General features: G+C 61.2%; 8 protein-coding genes. 2 read left to right on the forward strand and 6 right to left on the reverse strand.

Annotation, left to right across the window (positions count from 1 at the left end):
• Positions 1–266: 266 nt before the first annotated feature.
• Both poxB and ppc read left to right on the forward strand, forming a co-directional pair.
• Positions 267–1,997: a ubiquinone-dependent pyruvate dehydrogenase gene (gene poxB, locus ACLPJJ_RS02130; RefSeq protein WP_443589105.1), complete on the forward strand. Its 1,731-nt coding sequence runs from the start codon at positions 267–269 to the stop codon at positions 1,995–1,997.
• A 202-nt stretch (positions 1,998–2,199) separates the two neighbouring features.
• Complete coding sequence (gene ppc / locus ACLPJJ_RS02135) at positions 2,200–4,992, forward strand: phosphoenolpyruvate carboxylase (RefSeq protein WP_443589107.1); 2,793 nt, start codon at positions 2,200–2,202, stop codon at positions 4,990–4,992.
• 32 nt (positions 4,993–5,024) lie between these two features.
• On the opposite strand, the gene ACLPJJ_RS02140 is transcribed toward ppc, so the two are convergent.
• From ACLPJJ_RS02140 to ACLPJJ_RS02165, 6 genes are all read right to left on the reverse strand, one after another.
• Positions 5,025–7,052 carry an FUSC family protein gene (locus ACLPJJ_RS02140; RefSeq protein WP_443589109.1) on the reverse strand — a complete coding sequence of 676 codons (2,028 nt, stop codon included), beginning with the start codon at positions 7,050–7,052 and terminating at the stop codon, positions 5,025–5,027.
• Between the two features lie 119 nt (positions 7,053–7,171).
• Entirely contained in the window at positions 7,172–8,107 is a 936-nt protein-coding gene (locus ACLPJJ_RS02145) for a LysR family transcriptional regulator (protein WP_443589111.1), read from the reverse strand.
• 25 nt (positions 8,108–8,132) lie between these two features.
• Positions 8,133–8,741 carry a LutC/YkgG family protein gene (locus ACLPJJ_RS02150; protein WP_443589113.1) on the reverse strand — a complete coding sequence of 203 codons (609 nt, stop codon included), beginning with the start codon at positions 8,739–8,741 and terminating at the stop codon, positions 8,133–8,135.
• The gene (locus ACLPJJ_RS02155) at positions 8,738–10,195 is read right to left on the reverse strand and encodes a lactate utilization protein B (RefSeq protein WP_443589115.1); all 1,458 of its coding nucleotides are present in this window, start codon (positions 10,193–10,195) and stop codon (positions 8,738–8,740) included. Before ACLPJJ_RS02155 ends, ACLPJJ_RS02150 begins: the two co-directional genes overlap by 4 nt.
• Entirely contained in the window at positions 10,192–10,935 is a 744-nt protein-coding gene (locus ACLPJJ_RS02160; protein ID WP_443589116.1) for a (Fe-S)-binding protein, read from the reverse strand. Before ACLPJJ_RS02160 ends, ACLPJJ_RS02155 begins: the two co-directional genes overlap by 4 nt.
• A gap of 222 nt (positions 10,936–11,157) precedes the next feature.
• Positions 11,158–11,910 (reverse strand): LysR substrate-binding domain-containing protein (locus ACLPJJ_RS02165; RefSeq protein WP_443589117.1); only part of this gene is annotated, 753 nt, incomplete at its 5' end.

Raw genomic sequence — 11,910 nt, forward strand, 5'->3', positions numbered from 1 at the left:
GTTTTCCGGCCCAGAGCCGAGCCGGATCCCCAAACATTGTTTTTGTTGTTGGAGTTTTGCACTCCCAGCCTGGTTAATACAAGTCCAACAATGCGCGGCGGTATACTGGAGGTGAACGGTCACATCGAAAGCTTAAATGAGCGAAGGGCATCGCAGTTTAAGCTGCCCGCAAAGATATCCAAAATATAAAAATAATATACCAATTGTTTTCTATATCCTGCGGCACAGGCGACGCAGGCCGGTCGTCCTCACCCAGGAGCGGAATCATGAAGACGGTTGCAGACCAATTCGCCGAAACCCTCACGGCGGCCGGCGTGAGGCGTATGTACGGGATCGTGGGGGACAGCCTGAACGGGCTGACGGATGCGATCCGACGCCAGGGGAAAATTGAGTGGCTGCATGTCCGGCACGAGGAGGTCGCGGCCTTTGCGGCCGGCGCGGACGCGCATCTGACGGGCAGCCTCGCCGTCTGCGCAGGCAGTTGCGGTCCTGGAAACCTGCATCTTATCAATGGCTTGTTCGACTGTCACCGCTCGCGCGTGCCGGTGCTGGCGATTGCCGCACATATTCCGTCGGCCGAGATTGGGTCTGGGTATTTCCAGGAAACCCATCCGGAAACGCTGTTCAAGGAGTGCAGCCACTATTGTGAGTTGGTCTCCAATGCCGATCAAATGCCGCGCAGCCTGGAAATCGCGATCCGCGAGGCGGTCGGCAGACAGGGCGTATCGGTGATCGTGATCCCTGGAGATGTTGCGCTGCAACCAGCCGCCGAAGCCCCCGCCCCAACCTCCCTCAGCCTGCTACCGCCCCGGCCGGTGGTCGTGCCGCAGCAGGCGGATCTGCGGAAGCTCGCCGATCTCCTGAATAGCGCCGTTCGCGTCACCGTACTGGGCGGCTCCGGATGCGAGGGGGCGCACAGCCAGTTGCTCGCCCTAGGCGAGAAACTGAAAGCCCCCATGGTCCATGCGCTCAAGGGCAAAGAGCATGTGGAATGGGACAACCCCTATGATGTCGGCATGACCGGGTTGATCGGCTTTTCATCCGGCTATTACGCGATGAACGATTGCGATGCGTTACTAATGCTGGGCACGGACTTTCCCTATCGCCAGTTCTACCCGCAAGGCACGGCAAAAATCGCGCAGATCGACATCCGGCCGGAGCAACTCGGCAGGCGGGCGCCCATAAATCTCGGCCTCGTCGGCGATGTCGCCGCGACGCTCGACGCCCTGCTCCCGCTTCTGGAGGAAAAGACCGACCGCCAGCATCTGGACGCGGCGCTGGCGCATTACGGCAAAGCGCGCAAAGGCCTCGACGACCTTGCCGTTGGTACGCCCGGCAAGGGGCTCATCCATCCGCAGCAAGTCGCCAAAGCGCTGAGTGATCTCGCGGCCGAGGATGCCGTGTTTACCTGCGATGTCGGCCTGCCGACGGTATGGGCCGCCCGTTATCTGGCAATGAATGGCAAGCGCCGGCTCATGGGCTCGTTCTGGCACGGCTCGATGGCCAACGCGATGGCGCAGGCGATCGGCGCCCAGGCGGCTTTCCCTAAACGCCAGGTGATCTCGTTGTCCGGCGACGGTGGCTTCGCCATGCTGATGGGGGATTTCCTCAGTCTTGCCCAGCTAGGGCTGCCGGTGAAGGTCGTGGTGTTCAACAATGGCGCACTTGGCTTCATCGAGCTCGAACAGAAAGCAACGGGATTCCTGGACTTCGGTACCGATTTCAAGAACCCGAACTTTGCCGCTATGGCCGAAGCCACTGGTATCCGCGGCATCCGGATCGAGGATGCCGCGGATGTGCCGCACGGCATCGCTGACGCGCTCGCTCATGACGGCCCAGTGCTTGTGGACGTCGTGGTGAATCGCCAGGAACTCGCCATTCCACCCAAGCTCACTGCCGAGATGGCAAAGGGTTTCACGCTATACATGGTCAAGGCGGTGATGAACGGCAAGGCTGACGAGATACTCGATCTCGCACGCTCCAACCTCTGGCGCTGAACCATCTGAACCGCGCCGGTTTTCCCGGAGGCTGTTTGGATTGAATCAAGGTATCCCGGGCTGTGCTTGCAGCATGACGTAGTCGCGTTCCCCGGCGTCTGCCGGCGGCATGTTGCCGATGGGCTCCAGGAGCCGGCGGGTTTCGCGTACCGGGTAAGAGAAAACGGTTCCCTTGGGCGTAATGGCATGGTTTGATTGCCGTATGGACGTTCCGCAAACTCAGAAGCGCCAGTTTGAAACCATGGATGAAGCCCTTCGCGAAGATATCCGCCTTTTGGGGCGCATTCTGGGTGATACAATCCGCATGCTGGATGGAGACGAGACCTACAACCTGATCGAATCCATTCGCCAATTGGCTGTGCGCTTCCACCGGGACCAGGACCAGAGTGCCCAGGCAGAACTGGAAACAATCCTGAAGGGGCTGTCAGAGGGCCAAATTAACAACATTACACGTGCTTTTGGCTATTTTTCAGTGCTCGCCAATATTTCCGAAGACCATCATCATACGCGGCGCTGGCGAGCGCATCTGGTCGCCGGTTCACCGCCGCGCGAAGGCAGTCTGGCCGCCGGAATCGCCCGCGCCCGTGCCGACGGCTTCGACACCGCGGCGCTCCGGAACTTCTTCTTCAATGCCTATATTTCCCCCGTTCTCACCGCACACCCCACCGAGGTGCAGCGCCGGAGCATCTTGGACAGCCTCGATGCCATCGCCGTACTCCTCAACCGGCGCGACCGCCTAGCCGAAACCAAGGAGGAGCGCGAGGAGATCGACGTCGAGCTGCGCAGCCTTGTCCTTACCTTGTGGCAGACGCGCATACTGCGCCTGACCAAGCTCTCTGTGCTGGATGAGGTTGAGAACGCCCTGGCTTTTTTCGATGCGACCTTCTTCGCCGAAGTCCCGAAGCTGTATGCGGCAGTTGAACAGGAAATTGGCGAAGTTGCAGGCGGCTTGCCGACCTTTTTGGAGATCGGCAGCTGGATCGGCGGCGACCGCGATGGGAATCCGTTTGTGGACGCCACAGTGCTGGCCGAAGCCATGGCCCGGCAGGCTGAACGGGCTTTCGGCTTTTACTTGGGCGAAGTGCGCAAGCTTCGCCGTGAACTTACGCTTGCATCCTTGCACGCCGGTACAACGCCAGAACTGCAATCGCTCGCCGAGCAATCCTCGGGACACCCGGAGCATCAGGCCGATGAACCCTACCGGCGGGCGCTTGCAACGGTCCAGGCGCGGCTTATAGGGACCCATGTGGCCCTTTTCGGCCGGCCGCCCGCCGGGCCAGTGCCGTCCGGCTACGATACCGCCACCCCACCCTATGCAACACCGGAGGCATTTGCGACTGATCTTGCGATCATTGCACAGTCCCTGCGCGTCCACGGCTCCGCCCTGCTCACGCACGGGCGGCTTGGCGCCCTCGTGCGCGCCGCGCGTGTTTTCGGCTGGACGCTGGCGCCAATAGACCTGCGGCAGAATTCCGCCGTGCATGAACGCACAGTCGGCGATTTGCTGGAAGTGGCCAACCCTGGGACTAATTATCTTCAGCTTGGCGAGGAGGCGCGCATTGCCCTCCTGCTCGCGGAGCTGGCCACGAGCCGCCCGCTGGTCTCCCGGCACGTAGATTACCGCGCCGAGACCATGAAAGAGCTGGCCATTTTTGATGCTGCGCGCGCAGCGCACCTGCGCTACGGCGACCGCGCGATTCGTACGGCCATCATTTCCAAGACCGACGGCGTTTCCGATATGCTGGAACTCGCCGTGCTGCTGAAGGAAGCGGGGCTACTCCACCCCGGCACGCAGCAGCTCACTGTGAATATCGTGCCGCTGTTTGAAACGATCGAGGATCTGCGCGCCGCCGCAAGCATCATGGACAGGCTGTTCTCGCTTCCATTCTACCGCAGCCTGCTGGCCAGCCGTGGTGAGACGCAGGAGGTCATGCTCGGCTATTCGGATAGCAACAAGGATGGCGGCTTCCTGACCTCCGGCTGGGAACTCTACCGCGCGGAGGTTGGCCTGGTGGACGTGTTCGCCCGTCATGGCGTGCGGCTTCGCCTGTTTCATGGCCGTGGCGGCTCGGTCGGCCGTGGCGGCGGTCCCAGCTTCCAGGCGATTCTGGCGCAACCCAAAGGCGCCGTGCAGGGGCAGATCCGCCTCACCGAGCAGGGCGAGGTGATCGCCGCCAAATACGGTAATCCCGAAGTTGGCAAGCGAAATCTGGAGGTTCTGGTCTCCGCGACGCTGGTTGCAACCGCCGAACCGGCGATCTCCGAGCCACTGGCGCCAAGCTTTCCGGAAATTCTGGGAGAATTGTCGGACGCCGCCTACGCGGCCTATCGCAACCTTGTTTACGAGACGCCAGGGTTTGAAGATTATTTCTGGCAGTCCACCGTGATCACCGAAATCGCCAGCCTCAATCTGGGCAGTCGCCCCGCGTCGCGCGCCAAGGGCCGGTCCATCGAAGATCTTCGCGCGATTCCCTGGGTGTTTTCCTGGGCACAATGCCGGGTCATGCTGCCTGGCTGGTACGGCTTCGGCTCGGCCGTGGAGTCTGTGATCGCCAAACGCGGCTCCGGCGGGCTCCGGCTGCTGCAATCCATGTTCCAGGAATGGCCGGTGTTCTCCACTTTGCTCCTTAACATGGACATGGTGCTGGCCAAGGCGGACATGGGAATTGCCGAGCGTTATGCCGGGCTGGTCGAGGACGAGTCGTTGCGAGATCGCATTTTCCCCCGCATCAAGGCGGAGTATGAGCGCACACGCGCCCACCTCCTGTCCATCACCGGGCAGCAGGCCCTGCTCGAGCGGAATCCGGTCATGCGCCGTTCGGTTACCAATCGCTTTCCCTATCTCGACCCGCTTAACCACGTACAGGTTGAAATGTTGCGCCGCTATCGCGACCAGGTTGCCCGGGGAGGCGAAGAGGACGTGAGTGATCGCGTGCGGCGCGGTGTGCATATTTCCATCAACGGCATCGCTGCGGCGTTACGCAACAGCGGCTAAACCCCGCACACCGCGTCCATCGCCTGTGCTGGTCACGCAACCTGTTTCGCTCCCTCTCCGGTCACTGTCCACCCCGTCACATCGGGCGGCGGCGCATCGGCAAACAGCATGCTGCGCATGCCCGACAACGCCATCAGCGTGTCCTTATATTTAGCGGGATCAGAGGCCACCGTGCGAATTGTCATGTCGACCGCGTCGAGCAACGCCTTCGGCGGACTCTTGAGTGGATTATCGCGATAATGCGCGGAAATCCCCGCCAGCACACGAACCGCCGCGTGCTGCGCCGCCAGAGGCAAGCCGGAGAGTTGCCGCCGCAGGCTGATGACGTTCGCGCCCACGCGCAGATCATGCAGCACGTTCGCCGTCACGATGTCCTCATCCTGCGACATAGCCGCCAGCCGTGGCATCAGCAACCCCAGCCGGTCCATCATCCGTCCCGTCAACACCGCGCGGTCCTGGGGACCCTGCGCCTCGGCGGCCGCGGCAATATCCCGCCACCCGGCGCGCAACAGGCGGCGGATGCTCCATTCCGCTCCCACCGAACGAATCAGTTTTGTGACCACCAAGGCGGCGGCCACCCCGAACACCAGGGATGCGGCGTTGTTCAGATAACCTGCAAAATTCCCTTCATAGCCGTTCTCCAGCGCCAGGGTGGTCGGGCCAAAGGCTACAACCGCCAAGCCGATGCCGGCGGTCGCGGGCCGGGAAACCAGCACGCCGATGATCAGCCCGACCGGCGACAGAGCCAGCGCCAGTTCGATAAACGTCTCCACCCGCGGCAGAATGACGAAGGTATAAAACCCAATGACAATGACCACGATCACGACATTGCGGAGCATCTGCGCCAGCGCTGGCGCCGGATCATCCTGCGTTGCAAAGAGGCAGCATACGATCGCCACCATCAACGCCGCGCTGCCGCCGCCGGGCCAATCCGAGTTAATCCAGAACGCGCAGACCAGCAGCACCGTCAAGAAAGCCGCCAAGCTTGAGAGAAACACCATCCCATGGTCATGCAGATGCGTTGCCACGGCAACGAAATCGCCATCCAGGACAGCGTCCTCCGGCACCGGAGCACCGTTGACGATATGCTGGCGGATCGCACGCGAATGCCGCATGACGCAAATAAGCTCCGTCAGCCGCACCGCCAAGCTGGCCCGCAGCAATCCGACCCAGGATGATCCGCTTTCCGCTAACGCGTCGACCCGCGCATGCATCTTGTCTGCATCCCCCGGTTCCCCGTTCCGCACCCAGGCAGACATTGTGTCCAGAACCTCCTGCAGCTCAGGAGTAATCCCACCCAGCCGGCGCAGTTCCGCAACGCGGTCGCCGATTGAGCCCAACACCGGCATCAGGCTCAGCATGTAGATCCGCATGCGTTTTACATATGGCACTGCGGCTTGCAGGGGGGAGGTGTCGAACGCCAACTGCGTGGTCAGTACGCCAACATCGTTCACCTCGACGGCCAGCCGGTATCGTGCCGCGCGTGTCTGTGTATCCTCATCCTCACCCGCCAGCGATGCGGCGGCCCATTCATTCGTTGGCTGTACCCAGCGCGAGATCCGGCGGGCGATCACAGGTCCCAACGGCCGCGGAAACACGAGCGTGCCAACCAAAGTGGTGCAGGCAATGCCGATGACGATTTCCTCCACCCGCGTCAGCGCTGTCTGAAAGATCATGTTCGGATCGGTCACGCTGGGAAAGCCTATAATTCCCGCCGTATAGCCCGCTAATATGAAAGTATAGGCCCGGGGCGAGCGGTCCAGCAAAGAAAAATAGAGACACAGCCCAACCCAGCCCGCCATCGCCAGGCACAGCAGCACCGGCGCATTGACCAGGTTCGGCACCATGGCCACCGCCGCCGCACTGCCGATCATCGTGCCGAAAAACCGGAATAGCGCCTTCGAGCGCATGGCCCCGGTCAGAGGTTGGGCCACGATATAGGCGCTCGTCATCGCCCAGTAAGGTCTGTCCAGCCCCAACCAGCACGCCAGATAGAAAGCCACCATCGCCGCCAAGAAGGATTTTAGCGCAAACAGCAGTTCATCGGGTTTAGGAATCATGTCAACCAAACAGAAAACGAAACAGAACGCCAAACATATCGGCACAAATCAGTAACGCGACCTCAGCGACAGCTTAAGTGCCAGCTGGGGTGCCGCTGAGGCCGCCCCTGGATTGCCAGCTATTTTGCGCCACACTTGCCCGCAACTTGCCGTTCTTCTGATTTCGATGCTCGAGCAATTCGCCGCGCCAACGCGACAAAGTTGCGCACGACCGTACCATGATCATCCTGCCGATAGGCAAGGCTGATCGGCGCGTGGGGCACGTCACCTTCAATGCCAAGAAAGACGACGCCTTCGGCGTGGATCTGCTTGATCGACTGAGGCACGATCGACACACCGAATCCCGCTGCCACCATGTGAACGATCGACGAGATCTGGGGCGCTTCCTGGCCCAATTTGGGACTGAACCCAGCCCGTTGACAACTTGCGATAACGGCATCGTAGAGACCGGGACCGATGGCACGCGGGAACAGAATCAGCGTCTCCCGCGCGAGAGCTTCAAGTGGCACTGAACGATCACCGGCGCAAGGATGCGATGCCGGCAGCACGACCACCATAGGTTCCTCGACCAAAGGCTCGATGGCAAGCCCTTCGCCGTCGCTGATCAGCGGCCGAACGAACGCGATGTCGATCTCGCCGCTCCGCAGACCTGCAACCAATTGCGGCGTATTGCTTTGCGCGGGTGAAAGGACGACGCCGGGATAATGCTCACGGTAAGCACGAATAACAGCAGGGACGAGTGGCTGAAAATAGGTCGCGCCGGCGAAGCCCAGGTGAATGTGTCCTGTCTCGCCGCGCGCGCGGCTCTGCACACCAGCCTTGGCCCGTTCCACTTGATCGAGTATTTGGCGCGCTTCAACGAGCAGCAACGCTCCAGTTTCGGTAAGCTCCACACCGCGTGTCAGACGGTAAAAAAGTGGCGCGCCCATTTCATGCTCGAGCTGGCGAATCTGCAAGCTGAGGGGCGGCTGTTTGATGCCGAGCCGTTCGGCTGCGCGGGTGAAGTGCAACTCCTCTGCAACCGCAACGAAATAACGAAGATGCCTGAGTTCCATGATCCTATGACTGGCGCTAACCGGCTCAGGTGCGGTTCACGGAGGGCCTGGGCGCCAACAAGACGGAAAGCGAGCGGACGCCCTGCGCGCCCAGGATGAGCACGCCTTCAATATCCGCCGTTGCCGAGGGGCCGGTATGGAAAGCCGCATAATGATGTTCGCGGAATTCTGGCCGGGCATAGGCTTGGTGCAGGTTGACCACGATATCCGCCGGATCAAGCAGAACGATCAGGTGCTGAGCCAGATAAGCGAGTGAGTTCACCTGCAGATCCGTGTCGGTAAGCAGCACGGACCCGGTTTCCGCAACACCGAAGGCTGCACGCACAACGGCATGGTCAACATCGGCCAGCGCGCGAGGCTCAGTGACAGCAGCAAGATCGCGCTCCCCCGCGATCTCCGGCACGGCCGAACAGATGAGGCGGCTCTCTGCAAGCAGTGCGCGCACCGGCGCCAACGGATCGTCCACCGGGCCGGGATCGAGCAGGCTTCCCCCCATACGCTTCAACATGGCGCCGAATGCGTCGATGAGCGAAGCTGGCGGGTTGCTGTCGAAGTGCGGCACCACGGGAAGCGGCCGCTCAACCTTTGGCAGGTTGGCGCGGACCGAAGCGAGAATGGCTTCACGGCTGCTCATTTCTTGTCTCCGCGGTTTTTCTTGTACCATTGGTGGAAGGTCTCGGCGGGAGCGTGCGGAACCTCGCGATGCTTACCCCAGGCGTTGAGACCGTTGTAGATGACGAAGCGTGGCAGCGACCCGATTGCCGCATTCCCCGTCTCCACCGCTGCGCGATAGATCGCAGGATGCGACAATACGGCACCCGCCGCCTTCATCGCCGCGCGCTTGACGAACGGCGTCTCGTGTTCGCGGACCATTTCCTGGCGCCAGGCGTAAATCTGCTCGTGGATATTGATCTTCACGGGGCAGACATTGGTGCAGCTGCCGTTCAGCGTCGAGGAAAAGGGAAGATTGCTGTATTTCCGTGCGTTGAAGGTCGGGTCGATGATAAGCCCGATCGGCCCGGAATAGGTGGCTCCGTAGCTAAGCCCACCGGAGCGCCGGTAAACCGGACAGGTATTCATGCAGGCGCCGCAGCGAATGCATTTCAGCGAGGTCCAGAATTTCTCCATTCCCAGCCGTTCGGAACGGCCATTATCGACCAGCACGACGTGCATCTCGCCGCCGGCCCTGGGGCCGCGGAAATGCGATGTATACTGGGTGATCGGCGAGCCCAGCGCGCTGCGCGACAGCATCCGGACAAAGACAGGCAAATCCTCCAGCCGCGGAATCAGCTTCTCGATGCCGATCGAGGCGATATGCAGGTTTGGCACATTGGCCGACAAGTCCGCATTGCCTTCATTGGTGCAGACCACAAAGGTTCCTGTTTCGGCGACCACGAAATTGCCGCCGGTCATGCCCGCCGTGGCATTGAGGATCAGCGGCCGGGTCGCCTGGCGCTGGGCTTCCGCGAGGTGGTAAATATTGGAATCATTAGGATCGGTGCCGAGCTTCTCCGCGAAGACCTTCGCCACGTCGGTCCGCAGCTTGTGCACGGCGGGCACGACAACATGGCTCGGATCCTCGCCGTCGAGTTGCTGGATCCGCTCACCGAGGTCGGTTTCGATCACCTCAATGCCGACCTTCGCCATATGCTCGCGGAAGCGGCACTCCTCGGTCAGCATCGACTTGCTCTTGATCAGGGTCTTCGCGCCGCGGCTCTCGAGGATCTCCTGAACGATGCGATTATGCTCGTCCCCGTCTTTCGCCCAATGGACCTGGATGCCATTGGCCTGGGCGTTGGCCTCAAACATCTCAAGGTACTTGTCGAGATGGGTGAGCGTATGCTCCTTGATGGCCGCCGCAAGCGCGCGCATCTCCTCCCATTCGGGCATGGCCTGCATTTCGCCGTCACGCCGGCTGCGCAATGTCCAGAGGCGCTCGTCATGCTGCTTCTGATGGAGCGGCGCGGCGATGAAGCGCTCCGCCGCTTCCGCCTGGTCGATCGGCCTGTCGCCATGCACCCGCGCGCCGCGCGGCTGCGGCTCGGCCACCTGATTTTCAGGCCGGCGTTCGGAACTGGAATCGCTCATGCTTCGGCTCCGTTCAGGATCTGGGCGATATGAATGAACTTCATCGGCACGCCGATCCGCTCGGCGCAGCCGCGCTGATGCATCAGGCAGGAATTATCCGCCGAGACGATATATTCCGCCCCAGCCGCAGCATGGTCCTGAACCTTGTCATAGCCCATTTTCGACGAGACGGCCTCATTGAAAACCGAGAAGGTGCCACCGAAACCGCAGCACTCATCGGGACGGGATGGCGTCACGAATTCGAGCCCCTCGACCTTTGAAAGCAGCGCCTCGGGCTTGGAGAAAAACGGCTCATGAAGCTCCGAGGCGTGGGCATGGTGAAGTCCACGCAAAGTGCCGCAGCTGTTGTGCAAGCCGACCTTGTGCGGGAACCGCGCCCAGGGAAATGCATCAACTTTCAGGATGTCGTGAAGAAACTCCACGAGTTCAAAGGTGCGGGCGCGAATATCCGCGACATCGCCCATCTGCTCGACAGCGGTGAAATGGTCGCGCACGTGATGGACGCAACTTCCGGACGGGCCAACAATATAGTCGAAGCCGCTGAAGTTGCGAACAAACAAAGCTTCCGTAGCCGCGGCATCCTTTTCAAAGCCGCTATTTGCCATCGGCTGCCCGCAACAGGTCTGGTCACGCGGATAGACCACCTCCACACCGAAGCGCTCCAGCAACTCCAGCGTCGCAATTCCGACTTCGGGAAAATACGCATCGATGAAACAGGGAATGAATAGCCCGACCTTCATGATTTTGATCCTTGTGCAAGGAGGCGTTCTCGCATCGTCTCCGCTGGGCAGCTGAATAGAAGGTGCTATCCAGTGCGTCCAATATATAGCTTTATTGATTTAGATATCTCTTTTATATCGGTCTTCAAGGCAGCATGAGTTCCCGGAGGTGCGGCACGCAGAGCGCTCACTTCAACGCCCAGAACCCGGCTTCTCCCCCGCCATGATGGCCTGATTTTTGACCTAACCTACTCCTGATTTGCCGTCACTCGCAACCGCGGAATGGGCGATCTGGCGCGCGATGGCCACGAAACTGCGCACGGTCGTGGAGCGCTCATTCCGCCGATAGGCAAGCCAGATCGGCGCCATTGGAACCTCGCCTTCGATCGGCACAAAGGCGACACCTTCAGCACGAGTCTGTTTGATCGATTGCGGCACAATCGAGACACCGAACCCCGCGGCGACCATGTGGACGATCGCTGGAATCTGCGGCGCCTCCTGGCCAAGCTTGGGGTTAAACCCAGCCGCGCGACACAGGTCGATAACGGCGTCGTGAAGGATGACCCCGATTGCACGCGGCAACAGGATGAAGGTCTCCTCAGCAAGGGCAACAATCGGTATCGCGCGATCGCCGGCATGTGGGTGCGATGCCGGCAACACAATCACCATCGGCTCCTCGACCAGCGGCTCCACCGCGAGTTCGTCCATGTTGCTGACTGGAGGCCGCACGAATGCAACGTCGATCTCACGGCTGCTCAGCCCCGCAGCCAGGCGCGGCGTGTTGCTTTGCTCCGGCGAGAGGATCACGCCCGGATAACGCGCGCGGTAGGCCTGAATGATGTTGAGAATCAACGGTTGAGACAGGGTCGCCCCAGCGAAACCCACGTGAATGACGCCGGTCTCGCCGCGCGCCCGGCTTTCGACCCCGGCCTTGGCCTGCTCAACCAGATCGAGGATCCGGCGCGCATCATCGAGCAGGAAGGCTCCGGCCTCGGT

This window comes from Acidocella sp. (assembly GCF_052326845.1).
Taxonomy (GTDB): Bacteria; Pseudomonadota; Alphaproteobacteria; order Acetobacterales; family Acetobacteraceae; genus Acidocella.

What these genes read in the sequence shown, in the direction of transcription:
- ACLPJJ_RS02150 (WP_443589113.1), bottom strand. Translation starts at nt 8,741, where the DNA reads ATGAGCAGCCGTGAAGCCATTCTCGCTTCGGTCCGCGCCAACCTGCCA.
- ACLPJJ_RS02160 (WP_443589116.1), bottom strand. Translation starts at nt 10,935, where the DNA reads ATGAAGGTCGGGCTATTCATTCCCTGTTTCATCGATGCGTATTTTCCC.
- ACLPJJ_RS02155 (WP_443589115.1), bottom strand. Translation starts at nt 10,195, where the DNA reads ATGAGCGATTCCAGTTCCGAACGCCGGCCTGAAAATCAGGTGGCCGAG.
- ppc (WP_443589107.1), top strand. Translation starts at nt 2,200, where the DNA reads ATGGACGTTCCGCAAACTCAGAAGCGCCAGTTTGAAACCATGGATGAA.
- poxB (WP_443589105.1), top strand. Translation starts at nt 267, where the DNA reads ATGAAGACGGTTGCAGACCAATTCGCCGAAACCCTCACGGCGGCCGGC.
- ACLPJJ_RS02140 (WP_443589109.1), bottom strand. Translation starts at nt 7,052, where the DNA reads ATGATTCCTAAACCCGATGAACTGCTGTTTGCGCTAAAATCCTTCTTG.
- ACLPJJ_RS02145 (WP_443589111.1), bottom strand. Translation starts at nt 8,107, where the DNA reads ATGGAACTCAGGCATCTTCGTTATTTCGTTGCGGTTGCAGAGGAGTTG.